We start from the raw sequence: 18,949 nt of genomic DNA on the forward strand, positions 1-18,949 counted from the left end.
CGATGACGACGCTGCGGGACCGGGTCAAGGGGCTGGTGCCGGCCCAGGTGCTCACCGGGGTACGCGAGTCCCTGGTCCGGTACGGGGAACGCACCAGCGACCGCCGCCCGTTGCCGGACTTCCTCGTCATTGGCACCAAGCGCGGCGGCACCACCTCGCTCTGGCGCTACCTGCTGGAGCACCCGCTGGTGCCCCGGCTCTTCCCGGCCTGGAACACCAAGACCTCGCACTACTTCGAGGACACCTTCGCCCGGGGCGAGGCGTGGTACCGCTCGCACTTCCCGACCCGACGGCAGCGGGAGGCGCTGGAACGCCGGCACGGCGGGCCGACCCGGGTGGGGGAGGCGGCGCCGCTGTACATGTTCCATCCCCTCGCGCCGGGGCGGGTCGCCGACCTGATCCCGGCGGTGAAGCTGATCGTGCTGCTGCGCGACCCGGTGGAGCGGGCGTACTCGCATTGGAAGGAGCGGCGGACCGAGGGGGTGGAGCCGCTCGGCTTCGCCGAGGCCCTGGCCGCGGAGGAGGAGCGGACGGCGGGGGAGCGGGAGAAGCTGCTCGCCGACCCGACGTACGTCAGCACCGCCTTCGACTGGTACAGCTATCGGGCCCGGGGCCGCTACCTGGAGCACCTGGAGCCCTGGCTGGACCGGTTCGACCGGGCGCAGGTGCTGCTCCTGCCCAGCGAGACGCTGTACCGGGAGCCCGCCGCCACGTACGCGCGGGTGCTGGAGTTCCTCGACCTGCCGCCCTACCGGCTGGACCGGTACGAGGTGTTCAACGATCGGCGCAGCAGCGCCATGGACCCGGCCGTCCGGGACGAGCTGACCCGGTACTACGCGCCGTACAACCAGGCCCTCGCCGACCGGCTGGGCATGACCTTCGACTGGGGGAGCTGACCGTGGCCAGCGGCACCCGCACGACCGACCAGAACACCGCGACCCCCCCGTGCCCGCCGGGGATCCCTGCACGCGCTCCGGTTCCGCCTGGTCGACTCCCCCGACTCGTACGGCGCGAAGCGCCGGGCGAAGCGGGCGCGCTGGCTCTCGGAGACCTTCCCCGACCTGGCCGAGATGTCCGTGCTGGACCTGGGCGGCCGGTTGGGCAGCTGGACGAAGGTGCCGGTTCGGCCGAGACACGTGCACGTGGTCAACCTGGAGCCGCTGCCCGCGGAGCTGCCCGACTGGGCGGAGGCCGACCACGCCGACGCCTGCGAGCTGCCGCCGGCCATCCTGCGCCGCCGCTACGACCTGGTGTTCAGCAACAGCGTGCTGGAGCACGTCGGCGGCCACGAGCGGCGCCGCCGGATGGCCGAGGCGATCCGCGAGTTGGCCCCGCGGCACTGGGTGCAGACCCCGTACCGGTACTTCCCGGTCGAGCCGCACTGGGTGGCGCCCGGCATGCAGTTCCTGCCGGTGCCGGCCCGGGTGGCGGTGGCCCGGAAGTGGCCGCTGGCGTACACCCCGGGCAAGTCCTGGGAGGCGGCGATGAGGCAGGTGCTGACCACCGAGCTGATCGGTCGGGCGGAGCTGCGCTACCTCTTCCCGGACTCCACGATCCAGGCGGAGCGGATGCTCGGCCTGACCAAGTCGATCATCGCGGTCCGGACGGCCTGACCCGCCCGCCGCCTCGCCCTGCGGACGCCCGTGTCCGCAGGGCGGGACGGGACGGGCGGCGCATCGGGGCAACCACCGGGCGTGACAGACTGACCGCTGTGTTGCGCTGGTTGACCGCAGGTGAATCGCACGGACCCGCCCTCGTCGCGCTGCTCGAGGGGGTGCCCGCCGGCATCGAGCTGACCACCGGGGAGATCGCCGGTGAGCTGGCCCGGCGCCGGCTCGGCTACGGCCGGGGCGCCCGGATGTCGTTCGAGCAGGACGAGGTCGAGATCATCGGCGGGCTCCGGCACGGCGTGACGATCGGCAGCCCGGTGGCGATCCGGGTGGGCAACTCCGAGTGGCCCAAGTGGCAGACCGTCATGTCCGCCGACCCGGTCGACCCGGACGAGCTGGCCCGGCAGGCCCGCAACGCCCCGCTCACCCGGCCCCGGCCGGGCCACGCCGACCTGGCCGGCATGCAGAAGTACGGCCACACCGACGCCCGGCCGATCCTGGAGCGGGCCAGCGCCCGGGAGACCGCCGCCCGGGTCGCCGTCGGCACCGTGGCCAAGTCGCTGGTCAAGCAGGCCCTCGGCATCGAGATCGTCTCGCACGTGGTGGAGCTGGGCCCGGTGGCCGTGAAGCCGGGTCTGCGGCCGACGCCGGAGGACGCCGTTCGGATCGACGCCGACCCGCTGCGCTGCCTCGACCCGGAGGCCAGCGCCCGGATGGTCGCCGAGGTCGACGCCGCGAAGAAGGCCGCCGACACCCTGGGCGGCGTGGTCGAGGTGCTCGCGTACGGGGTGCCGCCGGGCCTGGGCAGCCACGTGCAGTGGGACCGCAAGCTCGACGCCCGGCTGGCCACCGCACTCATGTCGATCCAGGCGATCAAGGGGGTGGAGATCGGCGACGGCTGGCAGCAGGCCCGCTCCCGGGGCTCCGCCGCGCACGACGAGATCATCCCGACCGCGACCGGGGTACGCCGGGTGACCGACCGGGCCGGCGGCCTCGAGGGTGGCATCACCACCGGCGAGCCGCTGCGGGTGAAGGCCGCGATGAAGCCGATCTCCTCACTCAACCGGGCGCTGTCCACCGTCGACGTCACCACCGGCGAGCCGGCCACCGCGATCAACCAGCGGTCGGACGTCTGCGCGGTGCCGGCCGCGGCGGTGGTCGCCGAGGCGATGGTGGCCCTGGTGCTGGCCGAGGCGGCGGTGGAGAAGTTCGGCGGCGACTCGGTCGCCGAGATGCGCCGCAACCTCGCCGGTTACCTCGACTCCCTGGTGATCAGATGAGCACCCGGCCGGTCTGCGTGCTGGTCGGGGCGCCCGGCTCCGGCAAGACCACGGTCGGCGAGGCGCTAGCCGCGGCGCTCGGCGTCGCGTTCCGGGACACCGACGCCGACATCGAGGGGCTGGCCGGCAAGCCGATCCCGGAGATCTTCGTGGACGAGGGGGAGGAGCATTTCCGTACCCTCGAACGGGCCGCGGTGGCGGCGGCGCTGGCCTCGCACGCGGGGGTGCTCGCTCTCGGCGGCGGCGCGGTGCTCGCCGAGGACAACCGCGCCGCGCTGATCGGCCACACCGTCGTGCACCTGTCGGTGGAGTTGCCCGACGCGGTCAAGCGGGTCGGCCTGGGCGCCGGGCGCCCGCTGCTGGCGTTCAATCCGCGGGCCACCCTGAAGCAGCTGATGGACCAGCGCCGCCCGCTCTACGCCGAGGTGGCGACCGCGACCGTGGTCACCGACGGGCGCACCCCGGAGGAGATCGCCGCCGAGATCGCCGCCCTGCTCAAGCCCTGACGCGCCACGGAGTGGACATGGACGAGGTGACCCGGATCCCGGTCGGCGGCGAACGGCCGTACGACGTGCTGGTGGGACGCGACCTGCTCGACCCGCCGCCCCGGCTGCTGCCGGGCGCCGAGCGGGTGGCGTTCCTGCACGCGCCCCCGATCAAGGCCCTGGCCGAGAGGCTCGCCGAGCGGGTCCGCGCGGCCGGGGTGACGCCGCTGCTGATCGAGGTGCCGGACGCCGAGTCGGGCAAGCACATCGACGTGGCCGCGGCCTGCTGGGACCGGCTCGGCGAGGCGGGCTTCACCCGTAACGACGCCGTGGTCGGGGTGGGCGGCGGCGCGGTCACCGACCTGGCCGGCTTCGTCGCGGCCTGCTGGCTGCGCGGGGTGCGCTGGGTGCCGGTGGCGACCTCGCTGCTGGGCATGGTCGACGCGGCCGTCGGCGGCAAGACCGGGATCAACACGGCGGCCGGCAAGAACCTGGTCGGCGCCTTCCACCCGCCCGCGGGGGTGATCTGCGACCTGGCGACCCTGGACAGCCTGCCCCCGGCCGACCTGGCCGCCGGCATGGCCGAGGTGGTCAAGTGCGGGTTCATCACCGACCCGGTGATCCTCGACCTGGTCGAGCGGGACCCGGCCGCCGCGCTGGACCCGACCGGGCCGGTGGCCCGGGAGCTGATCGAGCGGGCGGTGCGGGTCAAGGCGGACGTGGTCTCCGGGGACCTGCGCGAGTCCGGGGTACGCGAGGTGCTCAACTACGGGCACACCCTGGCCCACGCGATCGAGAAGGTGGAGGGCTACCGCTGGCGGCACGGCCACGCGGTCGCGGTGGGCCTGGTCTACGCGGCCACCCTGGCCCGGCTCGCCGGCCGGCTGGACGCGGCCACCGCCGAGCGGCACCGGGCGGTGGTCGCCGCGCTCGGCCTGCCCACCGGCTACCGGGCGGACGCCTGGCCGGAGCTGCTCGCCACCATGCGGGTGGACAAGAAGGCCCGGGGGAACACCCTGCGGTTCGTGGTGCTGGACGGGCTGGCCCGGCCGGCGATCCTGGAGGGCCCATCGGACGAGCTGCTGCACGAGGCGTACCAGGAGATCAGCGCATGAGGGTCTACGTGCTCAACGGGCCGAACCTGGGCCGGCTCGGCACCCGCCAGGTCGACGTGTACGGCGTGACCAGCTACGCCGACCTGGTGAAGATGTGCGTGGACGCCGGCCGGGAGCTGGGACTGGACGTGGTGGTCCGGCAGACCGACGCCGAGCACGAGCTGCTCGGCTGGCTGCACGAGGCGGCCGACGAGGGTGGGGCGGTGGTCCTCAACCCGGCCGCCTGGTCGCACTACTCGATCGCCGTCCGGGACGCCTGCGCGATGCTCCGCGGCCCGCTGGTCGAGGTGCACATCTCCAACATCCACGCCCGGGAGGAGTTCCGGCACCACTCGGTGGTGTCGGCGGTGGCCACCGGGGTGATCTGCGGGCTCGGCGTGGACGGCTACCGGCTGGCCCTGCACCACCTGGCGACCCGCCTCGCCGCCGGCGCCTGACCTGCCCGGCCCATCCGGCCTCGCTCGCGTTCTGCCGGCGGTTGCGCTCGGTGTTGGTCGCCTCATTACTTGCCGTGGTCGGTCTGGCGACACCGGCAAGCCTCCCTCGCCGCCTTTGCTCTGCTTCAATCCACGCAACGCCGCCTTGAGCTGCGGTGACCTGGCCGGCAGCGCTCGGGCTGTGGCCGAGGGCCGATCACGGCGGGTGCCTGTTGCGTCCGTTGAAGCAGAGCAAAGGCGGCGAGAGGGTGGGGCCGGGGGTGGCGGGTGTGGTTACATTGAGTGATGTTCGGCACGTCGGTCGGGCGGGGCGGGGGCGGCCGGGCTGCGGCGGCGTGCAGCGCGGCGGACCCGGTTCGACACAGCTAGTAGACTTCTTGGGTCTGTCCGCCAATTGATGATCAAGGCAGGAAATGGCCACCACCAACGACCTCAAGAACGGCCTGGTACTCAACCTCGACGGCGAGCTGTGGGCCGTCGTCGAGTTCCAGCACGTCAAGCCCGGTAAGGGTGGCGCGTTCGTGCGTACCACGCTGAAGAACGTGCTGTCCGGCAAGGTGGTCGACAAGACCTTCAACGCGGGCACCAAGGTCGACACCGCGACCGTCGACAAGCGCACCATGCAGTACCTCTACGCCGACGGCGAGGACTACGTCTTCATGGACCTGGAGACGTTCGACCAGATCACCGTTCCCGACGGCACCGTGGGCGAGGCGGCCAACTACCTCCTCCCCGAGGCCGAGGCGACCGTCGCCACCCACGAGGGCGTGCCGCTCTACATCGAGCTGCCGACCTCCGTGGTGCTCGAGATCACGTACACCGAGCCGGGCCTGCAGGGCGACCGGTCGACCGGCGGCAACAAGCCGGCCACCGTCGAGACCGGCGCGACTGTGCAGGTGCCGCTCTTCATCACCACCGGCGAGAAGATCAAGGTCGACACCCGCGACGGCCGTTACCTCGGCCGAGCCTGATGGCCGAGGGTTCCAAGCAGCAGATGCCGGCGCGCCGCAAGGCGCGCAAGCGGGCGCTGGACGTGCTCTTCGAGGCCGACCTGCGGGACCGGCCGCCGGTGGAGGTGCTCGCCGGCTACGTCGAGCGGATCGAGAAGCCCCGCCCGGAGCACCTGGGCTACGCGGTGGGCCTGGTCGAGGGCGTCGCGGCGCACCTCGACCGGATCGACGAGGTGATCGCCAGCTACGCCGAGGGTTGGACGCTGGACCGGATGCCGGTCGTCGACCGCAACCTCGCCCGGATCGCCGTGTACGAGCTGCTCTACGTCGACGAGATCGACGACGCGGTGGCGATCAGCGAGGCGGTCGAGCTGGCCCGGCAGATGTCGACCGACGACTCGCCGCGCTTCCTCAACGGCCTGCTCGGCCGGATCGCCGAGTACGCCACCCGCTGAGGCATTCCACACAGCAACGACAGACACAGAGGGCCCGTGCCGGACGGCACGGGCCCTCTGTGTGCGACAGCGGTCGGTCAGGACGCGAAGAACGCGCGGGGGTCGGCGACCAGCACACCGTGCTCGGTGAGCCGCTCGATCAGGCCCGACGGCGAGGCGTCGTAGACGATGGCCAGGGCGCGCAGGTCGTCGGCGCGGATGGAGAGCACCCGGCCGTTGTAGTCGCCACGCTGCTGCTGGATGGCGCGGGCGTACCGGGCCACGTAGGCGAGGTCCTCGGAGGCCTCGTCGTAGAGCCGCTCCAGGTCCAGGACGATCTTGCTGGTGGGCTCGTGGCGCACCCCACTGCCGTCGGGCAGCAGCTCCGAGACGGGAACGCGGTAGAAGTCGGCCAGCTCCGCCAGGCGGGACACGGTGACGGCCCGGTCGCCACGCTCGTACGAGCCGACCACCACGGCCTTCCACCGCCCGTTCGACTTCTCCTCCACACCCTGCAGGGACAGGCCCTGCTGCTGGCGGATGGAGCGCAGGCGGGCGCCCAGCGACTTGGCGTATTCAGAGGGCATTCGGACACTCCCAGTGCTGCTCGGGGTTCTCCCAGCTATCGCTACGGAGCGTGACGGTACGGGGATTGCGACACGCGGTCAAGTGTTCGAGAGGGCCGGGAGTGGGAGCACGCGAAGGTTGTCCGCATTTCTCCACCCTGGCTCGGGGGTCAGTACCGGCGGCGGTCGGCCCGGTGACCGCTGGTAACGTGGCGTGAAGCCCCGGTCCGGGCCCCGCGGGGCCCGCCCGGTCATCCAGACGTCCTTTAACGACCCGTCCCGTGAGGCGGGGAAGGAGGTCCGCCGTGGCCTACCCACCGGCTGCCCAGTCGTCGCCGCCGCGACAACCCTCGGTGAAGGTGATCCTCGCCGCCGCCGACGTGTCGCGGGTGGTCGACCGCATCGCCCACCAGATCCTGGAGAAGACCCAGGGCGCCGCCGACACCGTGCTGCTCGGCATCCCCACCCGGGGCGTGCCCCTGGCGAGGCGGCTCGCCGCCCGGATCACCACCTTCGAGGACGTGACCGTCCCGGTCGGCGTGCTCGACATCACCCTCTACCGCGACGACCTGCGCCGGCACGCCACCCGCGCGGTCGGCCCGACCGACCTGCCGTCCGGCGGGATCGACGGCAAGCGGGTGATCCTCGTCGACGACGTGCTCTTCTCCGGCCGCACCGTGCGGGCCGCGCTCGACGCGCTCAGCGACGTCGGCCGCCCGGCCTCCGTGCAGCTCGCCGTCCTGGTCGACCGCGGCCACCGTCAGCTGCCCATCCGCGCCGACTACGTCGGCAAGAACATCCCGACCGCGCTCGCCGAGAGCGTCAAGGTCACCCTCGCCGAGACCGACGGCGCCGACGAGGTCAAGCTGTACGGGGGGACCCCCTCATGATCCGCCACCTGCTCTCCGGCGCCGACCTGGACGCGGCCACCGCCACCCAGATCCTGGACACCACCGCCGAGATGGCCACCGTCGCCGGCCGCGAGGTGAAGAAGCTGCCCGCCCTGCGCGGCCGGACCGTGGTCAACCTCTTCTACGAGGACTCGACCCGGACCCGGATCTCCTTCGAGGCGGCCGCCAAGCGGCTCAGCGCCGACGTGATCAACTTCTCCGCCAAGGGCTCCAGCGTGGCCAAGGGCGAGAGCCTGAAGGACACCGCGCTCACCCTCCAGGCCATGGGGGCCGACGCGGTGGTCGTCCGACACCCCGCCTCCGGCGCCCCGCACCGGCTGGCCAACTGGGTGGACGGGTCGGTGGTCAACGCCGGCGACGGCACCCACGAGCACCCCACCCAGGCGCTGCTCGACGCGTACACGATGCGCTCCCGGCTGGGCCGGCTCGCCGGCCTGCACGTGGCGATCGTCGGCGACGTGCTGCACTCCCGGGTGGCCCGCTCCAACGTGCTGCTGCTGTCCACCCTCGGCGCCAAGGTCACCCTCGTCGGCCCGCCGACCCTGATCCCGGTGGATATCGCCGCCGCCCTCGCGCCGGGCACCGACGTCTCCTACGACCTCGACGCCGTTCTTCCCGGTGTGGACGTGGTGATGATGCTGCGGGTGCAACGGGAGCGGATGAACGACTCCTACTTCCCCTCGGCCCGCGAGTACGCCCGCCGCTACGGGCTGGACGGGCCGCGCATGCGCCGGCTGCCCGAGCACGCGATCGTCATGCACCCCGGCCCGATGAACCGGGGCATGGAGATCACGCCCGAGGTGGCCGACTCACCCCGCTCCACCATCGTCGAACAGGTCGCCAACGGGGTCTCCGTGCGGATGGCCGTCCTCTACCTGCTGCTCGGAGGGAACAACCGGTGACCGCGTACCTGATCAAGAACGTCAGCGTGGTCGGCGCCGAGCCGACCGACCTGCTGATCCGCGACGGCGTGGTGGCGCAGACCGGCGCGGGGCTGACCGCGCCCGACGCCACCGTGCTCGACGCCACCGGCCTGGTGGCCCTGCCCGGCCTGGTCGACCTGCACACCCACCTGCGCGAGCCGGGCCGGGAGGACGCCGAGACGGTCGAGTCCGGCTCCCGGGCGGCCGCGCTGGGCGGCTACACCGCGGTCTGCGCGATGGCGAACACCTCCCCGGTGGCCGACACCGCCGGCGTGGTCGAGCAGGTCTGGCGGCTCGGCCGGGAGGCCGGGCTGGTCGACGTGCAGCCGATCGGCGCGGTCACCGTCGGGCTGGCCGGCGAGCGCCTGGCCGAGCTGGGCGCGATGGCCGACTCGGCGGCCCGGGTGCGGATCTTCTCCGACGACGGGCACTGCGTCGCCGACCCGAAGCTGATGCGCCGCGCCCTGGAGTACGTCAAGGCGTTCGACGGGGTGATCGCCCAGCACGCCGAGGAGCCCCGGCTCACCGAGGGCGCGCAGATGCACGAGGGCGAGGTCTCCACCCGGCTCGGGCTGACCGGCTGGCCGGCGGTCGCCGAGGAGGCGATCATCGCCCGGGACGTGCTGCTGGCCGAGCACGTCGGCAGCCGGCTGCACATCTGCCACGTCTCCACCGCGGGCAGTGTCGAGGTGCTCCGGCACGCCAAGGCGCGCGGGGTCAAGGTCACCGCCGAGGTCACCCCGCACCACCTGCTGCTGACCGATGAGAAGGCGACCACCTACGACCCGGTCTACAAGGTCAATCCGCCGCTGCGGACCGCGAGCGACGTGGCCGCGCTCCGGGCGGCCCTGGCCGAGGGCGTGATCGACATCGTCGCCACCGACCACGCCCCGCACGCCGTGGAGGACAAGGAGTGCGAGTGGGCGTACGCCCGGCCGGGCATGCTCGGACTGGAGACCGCGCTCTCCATCGCGCTGGACGTGCTCGGCCCGCAGTGGGACCTGATCGCCGAGCGGATGTCCCGCGCCCCGGCCCGGATCGCCGGCCTGGACGGGCACGGCGTCGACCCCGCCCCGGGGGTGCCGGCCAACCTGACCCTGGTCGACCCGGCCGCCCGTCGCGTCATCGAGCCGGCGGAGCTGGCCAGTCGTAGTCGCAACACCCCGTACGCCCGCATGGCGCTGCCGGGTCGCATCGTGGCGACCTTCCTGCGCGGCGAGCCGACGGTCCTGGACGGAAAGGCTGTCAAGTAAATGGCGAAGCGCAGAAGCGCGATTCTCGTCCTCGAGGACGGGCGCACCTTCCACGGCGAGGCGTACGGCAGCGTCGGGGAGACCTTCGGTGAGGCGGTCTTCAACACCGGCATGACCGGTTACCAGGAGACCCTCACCGACCCCTCGTACCACCGGCAGGTGGTGGTGCAGACCGCCCCGCACATCGGCAACACCGGCGTGAACGCCGAGGACGACGAGTCCGGCCGGATCTGGGTCGCCGGGTACGTGGTCCGGGACCCGGCCCGGATCGGCTCCAACTGGCGGTCCACCGGCGGCCTGGAGGACCGGCTCGCCGCCGAGGGCGTGGTCGGCATCAGCGGCGTCGACACCCGGGCGCTCACCCGCCACCTGCGCGAGCGCGGCGCCATGCGGGTCGGCATCTCCAGCGTCGACGACGACCCGCGCGCCCTGCTGGAGCGGGTCCGCCGGTCGCCGCAGATGGTCGGCGCCGACCTCTCCGCCGAGGTGACCACCGCCAAGCCGTACGTCGTCGAGGCGCAGGGCGCGCACCGGTTCACGGTCGCCGCGCTGGACCTGGGTATCAAGCGCAACGTGCCGCGCCGGCTCGCCGCCCGCGGCGTCACCACCCACGTGCTGCCCGCCGGCTCCACCATCGAGGACCTGCTCGCCACCGGGGCGGACGCGGTCTTCTTCTCGCCCGGCCCGGGCGACCCGGCGACCGCCGACGGCCCGGTAGCGCTGGCCCGCGAGGTGCTCGGCCGGCGGATCCCGCTGTTCGGCATCTGCTTCGGCAGCCAGATCCTCGGCCGGGCGCTCGGCTTCGGCACCTACAAGCTGGGGTACGGCCACCGCGGCATCAACCAGCCGGTGCTCGACCGGGTCACCGGCAAGGTCGAGGTGACCAGCCACAACCACGGCTTCGCCGTCGAGGTGCCCGGCGCGGCGCACGGGGCGGTCGTCCCCGACCAGGTGATCGACACCGAGTTCGGCGCCGTCCAGGTGTCGCACGTCTGCCTCAATGACAACGTGGTCGAGGGGCTGCGGGCGAAGGACGTGCCCGCCTTCACCGTCCAGTACCACCCGGAGGCGGCAGCCGGCCCGCACGACGCGGACTACCTGTTCGACCGTTTCGCCGAGCTCATCGAAGGCGGCAAGAATGCCTAAGCGGACCGACCTCAAGCACGTCCTGGTGATCGGCTCCGGGCCGATCGTGATCGGGCAGGCCTGCGAGTTCGACTACTCCGGCACCCAGGCCTGCCGGGTGCTGCGCAGCGAGGGGATCCGGGTCAGCCTGGTCAACTCCAACCCGGCGACCATCATGACGGACCCGGAGTTCGCCGACGCCACGTACGTCGAGCCGATCACCCCGGAGTTCGTCGAGCTGGTCATCGCCAAGGAGCGCCCCGACGCGCTGCTGCCCACCCTGGGCGGGCAGACCGCGCTGAACACCGCGGTCGCCCTGCACGAGGCCGGCGTCCTGGAGAAGTACGGTGTCGAGCTGATCGGCGCCAACATCGAGGCGATCAACCGGGGCGAGGACCGGCAGCTGTTCAAGGACATCGTGGCCAAGGCCGGCGTACGCCTGGGCCTGGACGACCCGTCCTCGCTGGTGCCCCGCTCGCGGGTCTGCCACTCGATGGACGAGGTCCGCGGGACCGTCGGCGAGCTGGGCCTGCCGGTGGTGATCCGGCCGTCGTTCACCATGGGCGGCCTCGGCTCCGGCATGGCGCACACCGACGAGGACCTGACGCGGATCGCCGGCGCCGGCCTGGCCGCCAGCCCGGTGCACGAGGTGCTCATCGAGGAGAGCGTGCTCGGCTGGAAGGAGTACGAGCTCGAACTCATGCGCGACCGCCACGACAACGTGGTGGTGGTCTGCTCGATCGAGAACGTCGACCCGATGGGTGTGCACACCGGCGACAGCGTCACCGTGGCACCGGCGATGACCCTCACCGACCGGGAGTACCAGCGGCTGCGCGACCTCGGTATCGCGGTGCTGCGCGAGGTCGGGGTGGACACCGGCGGCTGCAACATCCAGTTCGCGGTCAACCCGGCCGACGGCCGGATCGTCGTGATCGAGATGAACCCCCGGGTGTCCCGTTCCTCGGCCCTGGCGTCGAAGGCCACCGGCTTCCCGATCGCCAAGATCGCCGCGAAGCTGGCCATCGGCTACACCCTGGACGAGATCCCCAACGACATCACCCTGAAGACCCCGGCGGCGTTCGAGCCGACCCTGGACTACGTGGTGGTGAAGATCCCCCGGTTCGCGTTCGAGAAGTTTCCCGGCGCGGACCCGGAGCTGACCACCACCATGAAGTCGGTCGGCGAGGCGATGAGCCTCGGCCGGAACTTCACCGAGGCGCTGAACAAGGCGATGCGCTCGATGGAAACCAAGCGCGGTGGGTTCTGGACCCAGCCCGACCCGGCCGGCGCGACGAAGGAGAACACCCTCGCCGCGCTGCGCATGCCGCACGACGGCCGGCTCTACACCGTCGAGCGGGCGCTGCGCCTGGGCGCGTCGATCGCCGAGGTGGCCGAGGCGTCCGGCGGCATGGACCCGTGGTTCCTGGACCAGATCGCCGCGCTGGTGGAGCTGCGCGCCGAGATCGCCGACGCCCCGGTGCTCGACGCCGACCTGTTGCGCCGGGCCAAGCGGGCCGGCCTCTCCGACCGGCAGCTCGCCGCGCTCCGCCCGGAGCTGGCCGCCGAGGACGGCGTCCGCACCCTGCGCCACCGGCTCGGCGTGCGCCCGGTCTACAAGACCGTGGACACCTGCGCCGCCGAGTTCGAGGCCACCACGCCCTACCACTACTCGACGTACGACCAGGAGACCGAGGTCGCGCCCTCGGACCGGCCCAAGGTGATCATCCTGGGTTCCGGGCCGAACCGGATCGGCCAGGGCATCGAGTTCGACTACTCCTGCGTGCACGCGGTCATGGCGCTGCGGGAGGTGGGCTACGAGACCGTCATGGTCAACTGCAACCCGGAGACCGTCTCCACCGACTACGACACCGCCGATCGGCTCTACTTCGAGCCGCTGACCTTCGAGGACGTCCTCGAGGTGTGGCACGCCGAGGACTCCTCCGGCAGGGCGGCCGGCGGTCCCGGCGTGATCGGGGTGATCGTGCAGCTCGGCGGGCAGACCCCGCTCGGCCTGGCCCAGCGGCTGAAGAACGCCGGCGTGCCGGTGGTCGGCACCTCGCCGGAGTCGATCCACCTGGCCGAGGAGCGTGGCGCGTTCGGCGCCGTGCTGGCCCGGGCCGGGCTGCGCGCCCCGGCGCACGGCATGGCCATCTCGTACGACGAGGCGAAGGCGATCGCCGACGAGATCGGCTACCCGGTGCTGGTCCGCCCGTCGTACGTGCTCGGCGGCCGGGGCATGGAGATCGTCTACGACGACGCCACGCTGCGGGACTACATCGGCCGGGCCACCGACATCTCGCCCGACCACCCGGTGCTGGTGGACCGGTTCCTCGACGACGCCATCGAGATCGACGTGGACGCGCTGGTCGACGCCGACGGCGACGTCTACCTCGGCGGGGTGATGGAGCACATCGAGGAGGCCGGCATCCACTCCGGCGACTCGTCCTGCGCGCTGCCGCCGATCACCCTGGCCGGCTCGCACCTGGTCCAGGTGCGCCGCTACACCGAGGCGATCGCCCGCGGGGTCGGGGTGAAGGGCCTGCTCAACGTCCAGTACGCGCTCCAGGGCGACATGCTCTACGTGCTGGAGGCGAACCCGCGCGCCTCCCGGACCGTGCCGTTCGTCTCCAAGGCCACCGCGGTGCCGCTGGCCAAGGCGGCGGCCCGGATCGCGCTCGGCGCCACCATCGCCGAGCTGCGCGGCGAGGGGATGCTGCCGCCCACCGGGGACGGCGGCACCATGCCGGCCGACGCCCCGATCGCGGTCAAGGAGGCGGTGCTGCCGTTCAAGCGGTTCCGCACCCCGTCGGGCAAGGGCATCGACGTGCTGCTCGGCCCGGAGATGAAGTCCACCGGCGAGGTGATGGGCATCGACACCGGCTTCGGCCAGGCCTTCGCCAAGTCGCAGGCCGCCGCGTACGGGTCGCTGCCGACCGCCGGCAAGATCTTCGTCTCGGTCGCCAACCGGGACAAGCGCGGCATGATCTTCCCGATCAAGCGCCTGGCCGACCTGGGCTTCGAGATCGTCGCCACCACCGGCACGGCCGAGGTGCTGCGCCGGCACGGTATCGCCTGCGAGCAGATCCGCAAGCACTACGAGTCGGGCCAGGGCGAGGACGCTGTGTCGCTGATCCTCGGCGGCGACGTGGCCCTGGTGGTGAACACCCCGCAGGGCTCCGGCGCGAGCGCCCGCTCCGACGGCTACGAGATCCGCAGCGCCGCCGTCACCGCCGACATCCCCTGCATCACCACGGTGCCCGGCGCGGCGGCGGCGGTGATGGGCATCGAGGCGCGCATCCGCGGCGACCTCCAGGTCCGCCCCCTCCAGGACCTCCACGCCGCCCTGCGAGCCGGCGAGTGACCGCCCGTGATCCGTCGATCATGAGGTTGGCGGCGGTCGAGGAGATCGACTTCGCCGTCAACTCCATGATCGGCCGGGCCGGTCGGGGAGGCGGGGCGTGATCTTCGAGAGGGTGGTGCGGCCGGGGCTGTTCCGAATCGGGGGCGCGGACGCCGAGCGGGCGCACGAGTGGACGTTGGAGCGGCTGGCCGCGGTGTCGCGGCGGCCGGCGGTGCTGGGGGCGCTGCGGGCGCGGTACTTCCGGTCCGCGCCGCGCACGGTGTTCGGGGTGGACTTTCCGAACCCGGTGGGGCTGGCGGCCGGGATGGACAAGAACGGCGTCGCACTGCCGGCCTGGCCGGCGCTCGGCTTCGGTTTCGTCGAGGTCGGCACGGTCACCGCGCACGCCCAGCCGGGCAATCCCCGGCCCCGGCTGTTCCGGCTGCGCGACAGCGAGGCCGTGGTCAACCGGATGGGCTTCAACAACGCCGGCGCGGAGGCCCTGGCGGCCCGGCTGGCGGCGCTGTCGCGCCCGATCGGCGTACCGCTGGGCATCTCGCTCGGCAAGTCCAAGGTGACCCCGCTGGACGAGGCGGTCGAGGACTACCTGGCGTCCTACCGGGCGCTGAAGGAGCACGGCGACTACTTCGCGGTCAACGTGTCCTCACCGAACACACCGGGCCTGCGGTCCCTTCAGGACCGGTCCCACCTGGACGCGCTGCTGGCGGCGCTGGCCGGCGAGAAACCGGTGCTGGTGAAGATCGCCCCGGACCTCACCGGGCCGGCCATTGCCGAGCTGCTGGAGGTCTGCCTCGACCGCGGGGCGGCCGGGGTGATCGCCACCAACACCACGCTGGCCCGGGACGGGCTCGCCCCGGCCGACCGGGCGCGCGGCGCGGAGACCGGCGGCCTCTCCGGGCGGCCGCTGGCCGGGCGCGCCCGTGAGGTGGTCGCCTTCGTGCACCGGGAGACCGGCGGCCGGCTGCCGGTGATCGGGGTCGGCGGCATTCTCGACCCGGACGACGCGGCCCGGATGTTCGACGCCGGGGCCAGCCTGGTCCAGCTCTACACCGGGTTCATCTACCGCGGCCCGGCCCTGGTCCGGTCGGCGGCGCGGGCGGCCGTCCGACGCTGACCGACCACGCCGTCCGGCGCCGACCTCACCACGCCGTCCGGCGCCGACCTCACCACGCCGTCCGGCGCCGGCCCCACCACGAAGGAGAAGCCGTGACGCCCGAGGAGATCCTCGCCGCCGACCGCCGGCACGTCTGGCACCCGTACGCGGCGCTGCCGCCGGCCAGCCCGCCGTACGTCGTGGACAGCGCCGAGGGCGTACGGCTGCGGCTGGCCGACGGCCGGGAGCTGGTCGACGGGATGTCGTCCTGGTGGGCGGCGATCCACGGCTACCGGCACCCGGTGCTGGACGCCGCCGTCACCGCGCAGCTCGGCCGGATGAGTCACGTGATGTTCGGCGGGCTCACCCACGAGCCCGCGGTACGCCTGGCCCGCACCCTGGTGGAGCTGGCTCCGGACGGGCTGGAGCACGTCTTCCTCGCCGACTCCGGCTCGGTCAGCGTCGAGGTGGCGGTGAAGATGTGCCTGCAGTGGCAGCGGGCCACCGGGCGGCCGGAGCGGCGCCGGCTGGGCACCTGGCGGGGCGGCTATCACGGCGACACCTTCCACCCGATGAGCGTCTGCGACCCGGAGGGCGGCATGCACCACCTCTGGGGCGACGTGCTGCCCCGGCAGGTCTTCGCGCCGGTGCCGCCCGGCGGGTTCGACACCCCGCCGGACCCGGCGTACGAGGCGGCCCTGGTGGACGCGGTGGAGCGGCACGCCGACGAGCTGGCCGCGGTGATCGTCGAACCGGTGGTCCAGGGGGCCGGCGGCATGCGCTTCCACCACCCGCACTACCTGCGGGTGCTGCGCGAGGTGACCCGGGCGCACGGCATCCTGCTGGTCTTCGACGAGATCGCCACCGGGTTCGGCCGCACCGGGACGATGTTCGCCGCCGAGCACGCCGGGGTCGCCCCGGACGTGCTCTGCGTCGGCAAGGCGCTCACCGGCGGCTACCTCACCCTGGCCGCCGCCCTGTGCACCGCCGAGGTGGCCCGGGGGATCTCCGCGGACGGGGTGCTCGCGCACGGGCCCACCTTCATGGGCAACCCGCTCGCCTGCGCGGTCGCCAACGCCTCCCTGGGCCTGCTGGCGGCCGGGGACTGGGCCGGGCAGGTCGGGAGGATCTCCGCCGGCCTGCGGGCCGGTCTGGAGCCGCTGCGCGGCGCGCCCGGGGTGGTCGACGTGCGGGTGCTCGGCGCGATCGGCGTGGTCCAGCTCGACCACGACGTGGACCTGCCCCGGGCCACCGCAGCCGCGGTCGCCCAGGGCGTCTGGCTGCGGCCGTTCCGCGACCTGGTCTACACCATGCCGCCGTACGTCACCGACGAGGCCGACGTGGCGCGGATCGCGGCCGGCATCGAGGCGGCGGTCAAGGCGGGCTGAGCCCGCGTACGGCCCGCTCCGGGCCGACGAGCCGGCCGCGGGCCGGACGACACGGGCGACGGCGTACCCGTCGCAGACCGCGGCGCGATGCCGCGCGAAGGAGAGGAAGAGTCGCGATGGAGAGCTTCGGCGCCCGCCTGCACCGGGCTGTGGCCGAGCGGGGGCCGCTCTGCGTGGGCATCGACCCGCACCCCGGGCTGCTGGCCCGCTGGGGGCTGTCCGACGACGTCGAGGGCCTGGAGCGGTTCAGCAGGACGGTGGTGGAGGCGCTCGGCGACCGGGTCGCGGTGGTCAAGCCCCAGTCGGCGTTCTTCGAGCGGTTCGGTTCGCGGGGCGTCGGAATCCTTGAGTCAACTATCCGACAGTTGCGAAATTGTGGCGCGCTCGTTCTCCTCGACGTCAAGCGCGGCGACATCGGCTCGACGGTCAGCGCGTACGCCTCGGCGTACCTCGATCCATCCAGCCCGCTGTATGTCGACGCGGTCACGGCGAGTCCCTACCTCGGAGTAGGTTCGCTCGCGCCGATGTTCGAGCTGGCCGCCGCGCACGGGGGCGGGGTCTTCGTCCTGGCGCTCACCTCCAACCCGGAGGGCGCCGCCGTGCAGCGTGCCGTCACGGCCGACGGGCGCACCGTCGCGCAGACCGTCATCGACGAGATTTCCCAGCTCAACCGGGGTGCCGAGCCGCTCGGCAGCTTCGGTCTGGTGGTCGGCGCGACGATCGGTGACACCGGTCACGACCTCTCCGCCGTGCACGGTCCGCTGCTCGCTCCCGGGCTGGGCGCGCAGGGCGCCACGGCGGCCGACCTGCGGACCGTCTTCGGCTCCAGCCTGCCCTCGGTGCTGCCGTCCTACTCCCGCGAGGTGCTCAACGCCGGCCCCGACGCGGCCGCCCTGCGGGCCGCCGCCGACCGGGTGCTGGCCGACTGCCGGGCCGCCCTGGCCGGTGCGTGACTGACTGACGGCTCGGTCACTTTACGTTGATCTTCGCGCGTCCACGTTGCCGAAAACTCCGTTGACCGCTAGTTTTCCCCGCGCTGGGAACCACGGACCCCTTTGGTTGCCAGCGACACCACGTTTCACAGCAGCGGTGGTGCGCCCCGCCCGCCGCATGAGGGACCTGAGGAGAACTGGTGCCGCTCCCGTCACTGACCCCCGAGCAGCGCGCTGCCGCGCTGGAGAAGGCCGCGGAGATCCGCAAGGCCCGTGCCAAGCTGAAGGAGGACCTCAAGCAGGGCAAGACCAGCCTCGCCACCGTGCTTGAGCAGGCCGAGTCCGACGACGTCGTCGGCAAGCTCAAGGTGTCGGCCGTGCTGCAGGCGATGCCGGGCATCGGCAAGATCCGGGCCACCCAGATCATGGAGAAGCTCAAGATCGCCGACAGCCGTCGCCTGCGCGGCCTGGGCGAGCAGCAGCGCAAGGCTCTGCTTGGAGAGTTCGCCGCCAACTGAGCGCCCCAGGCGTGTAGAAACAAGCGGTGAGCACGGATGACGAGGCGCGCCCGGCGGCTCGGCTCACTGTCCTGGCCGGACCTTCGGGGGACGGCCGGGAGAGTGTCGTCGAGCTGATCCGGGCGCGCCTTCCGTCGGTGTGGCGGCCCGTGCCCGCGACCACCCGGCCCCGGTGTCCCGGCGAGGTGCCCGGGGTCGACCGGCTCTTCCTCGACCCGGCCGCGTTCGACCGGATGATCGCGGCCGACGAGCTGCTGGAGTGGAGCCGGGTCGGGCCGTACCGGCGCGGGGTGCCCCGCGAGGGGGTGCGCGCCCGGCTCGCCGAGGGTCGGCCCGTGCTGCTCCCGCTGGACCTGCCCGGCGCGCTCGCCGTCCGGGCCGCCGTGCCCGACGCGCAGCTGGTGCTCCTCACCCCGGCGGCGTACCGGCCGGACCCGGCCGTGGCGGCGGCCTTCGCACACGCCGTGCGGCACGACCGGACCGAGCGCGCGGCCGGCGAGCTGGTAGGCTTGCTCGGTTCTTCCTTTCTGGCTCCGGCCCAACCGCACCTGAGCGGTTGAGAGCCACC

The 18,949-nt window shown here is 72.9% G+C and carries 19 protein-coding genes; 18 read left to right on the top strand and 1 reads right to left on the bottom strand.

What is annotated here, in order from left to right:
- The first annotated feature begins 2 nt into the window (after nt 1-2).
- From ACZ6S5_RS15945 to nusB, 8 genes are all read left to right on the top strand, one after another.
- Complete coding sequence (locus ACZ6S5_RS15945) at nt 3-896, top strand: sulfotransferase domain-containing protein (RefSeq protein WP_466000952.1); 894 nt, start codon at nt 3-5, stop codon at nt 894-896.
- A 66-nt stretch (nt 897-962) separates the two neighbouring features.
- Entirely contained in the window at nt 963-1,613 is a 651-nt protein-coding gene (locus ACZ6S5_RS15950) for a methyltransferase domain-containing protein (RefSeq protein WP_466001069.1), read from the top strand.
- A gap of 98 nt (nt 1,614-1,711) precedes the next feature.
- On the top strand, nt 1,712-2,890 hold the full coding sequence (gene aroC, locus ACZ6S5_RS15955; protein WP_466000954.1) for a chorismate synthase: 1,179 nt from the start codon (nt 1,712-1,714) through the stop codon (nt 2,888-2,890).
- Complete coding sequence (locus tag ACZ6S5_RS15960; RefSeq protein WP_466000956.1) at nt 2,887-3,396, top strand: shikimate kinase; 510 nt, start codon at nt 2,887-2,889, stop codon at nt 3,394-3,396. Before aroC ends, ACZ6S5_RS15960 begins: the two co-directional genes overlap by 4 nt.
- A gap of 17 nt (nt 3,397-3,413) precedes the next feature.
- The gene (gene aroB / locus ACZ6S5_RS15965) at nt 3,414-4,490 is read left to right on the top strand and encodes a 3-dehydroquinate synthase (protein ID WP_466000958.1); all 1,077 of its coding nucleotides are present in this window, start codon (nt 3,414-3,416) and stop codon (nt 4,488-4,490) included.
- A complete protein-coding gene (gene aroQ, locus ACZ6S5_RS15970) occupies nt 4,487-4,927 on the top strand; it encodes a type II 3-dehydroquinate dehydratase (RefSeq protein WP_466000960.1) in 441 nt (146 codons plus the stop codon). The genes aroB and aroQ overlap by 4 nt, the downstream gene beginning before the upstream one ends.
- A 413-nt stretch (nt 4,928-5,340) precedes the next feature.
- The gene (gene efp, locus ACZ6S5_RS15975; RefSeq protein WP_466000962.1) at nt 5,341-5,898 is read left to right on the top strand and encodes an elongation factor P; all 558 of its coding nucleotides are present in this window, start codon (nt 5,341-5,343) and stop codon (nt 5,896-5,898) included.
- Between the two features lie 23 nt (nt 5,899-5,921).
- Nucleotides 5,922-6,332: a transcription antitermination factor NusB gene (gene nusB, locus ACZ6S5_RS15980; protein ID WP_466001070.1), complete on the top strand. Its 411-nt coding sequence runs from the start codon at nt 5,922-5,924 to the stop codon at nt 6,330-6,332.
- 77 nt (nt 6,333-6,409) lie between these two features.
- Here the strand turns inward: nusB and bldD are convergent, their stop codons facing one another.
- Complete coding sequence (bldD, locus tag ACZ6S5_RS15985) at nt 6,410-6,898, bottom strand: transcriptional regulator BldD (RefSeq protein ID WP_013285505.1); 489 nt, start codon at nt 6,896-6,898, stop codon at nt 6,410-6,412.
- 284 nt (nt 6,899-7,182) lie between these two features.
- Between bldD and pyrR the strand changes: the two genes are divergently transcribed.
- The 10 genes from pyrR (at nt 7,183) to ACZ6S5_RS16035 (ending at nt 18,941) form a co-directional block, all read left to right on the top strand.
- A complete protein-coding gene (gene pyrR, locus ACZ6S5_RS15990; RefSeq protein WP_466000964.1) occupies nt 7,183-7,767 on the top strand; it encodes a bifunctional pyr operon transcriptional regulator/uracil phosphoribosyltransferase PyrR in 585 nt (194 codons plus the stop codon).
- The gene (locus tag ACZ6S5_RS15995) at nt 7,764-8,690 is read left to right on the top strand and encodes an aspartate carbamoyltransferase catalytic subunit (protein WP_393182704.1); all 927 of its coding nucleotides are present in this window, start codon (nt 7,764-7,766) and stop codon (nt 8,688-8,690) included. Before pyrR ends, ACZ6S5_RS15995 begins: the two co-directional genes overlap by 4 nt.
- Nucleotides 8,687-9,964: a dihydroorotase gene (locus tag ACZ6S5_RS16000; RefSeq protein ID WP_466000966.1), complete on the top strand. Its 1,278-nt coding sequence runs from the start codon at nt 8,687-8,689 to the stop codon at nt 9,962-9,964. The genes ACZ6S5_RS15995 and ACZ6S5_RS16000 overlap by 4 nt, the downstream gene beginning before the upstream one ends.
- Complete coding sequence (gene carA, locus ACZ6S5_RS16005) at nt 9,965-11,110, top strand: glutamine-hydrolyzing carbamoyl-phosphate synthase small subunit (RefSeq protein WP_466000968.1); 1,146 nt, start codon at nt 9,965-9,967, stop codon at nt 11,108-11,110.
- The gene (carB, locus tag ACZ6S5_RS16010) at nt 11,103-14,450 is read left to right on the top strand and encodes a carbamoyl-phosphate synthase large subunit (RefSeq protein WP_466000970.1); all 3,348 of its coding nucleotides are present in this window, start codon (nt 11,103-11,105) and stop codon (nt 14,448-14,450) included. The genes carA and carB overlap by 8 nt, the downstream gene beginning before the upstream one ends.
- Nucleotides 14,451-14,547: 97 nt before the next feature.
- Complete coding sequence (locus ACZ6S5_RS16015) at nt 14,548-15,564, top strand: quinone-dependent dihydroorotate dehydrogenase (protein WP_466000972.1); 1,017 nt, start codon at nt 14,548-14,550, stop codon at nt 15,562-15,564.
- A 92-nt stretch (nt 15,565-15,656) separates the two neighbouring features.
- Complete coding sequence (locus ACZ6S5_RS16020) at nt 15,657-16,931, top strand: adenosylmethionine--8-amino-7-oxononanoate transaminase (protein WP_466000974.1); 1,275 nt, start codon at nt 15,657-15,659, stop codon at nt 16,929-16,931.
- Between the two features lie 116 nt (nt 16,932-17,047).
- Nucleotides 17,048-17,884: an orotidine-5'-phosphate decarboxylase gene (pyrF, locus tag ACZ6S5_RS16025; protein WP_466000976.1), complete on the top strand. Its 837-nt coding sequence runs from the start codon at nt 17,048-17,050 to the stop codon at nt 17,882-17,884.
- Nucleotides 17,885-18,063: 179 nt separating this feature from the next.
- Complete coding sequence (gene mihF, locus ACZ6S5_RS16030) at nt 18,064-18,381, top strand: integration host factor, actinobacterial type (RefSeq protein WP_046564635.1); 318 nt, start codon at nt 18,064-18,066, stop codon at nt 18,379-18,381.
- Nucleotides 18,382-18,407: 26 nt separating this feature from the next.
- On the top strand, nt 18,408-18,941 hold the full coding sequence (locus ACZ6S5_RS16035) for a nucleoside/nucleotide kinase family protein (protein WP_466000978.1): 534 nt from the start codon (nt 18,408-18,410) through the stop codon (nt 18,939-18,941).
- The last annotated feature ends 8 nt before the right edge of the window (nt 18,942-18,949 follow it).

This window comes from Micromonospora sp. NPDC051924 (assembly GCF_055586005.1).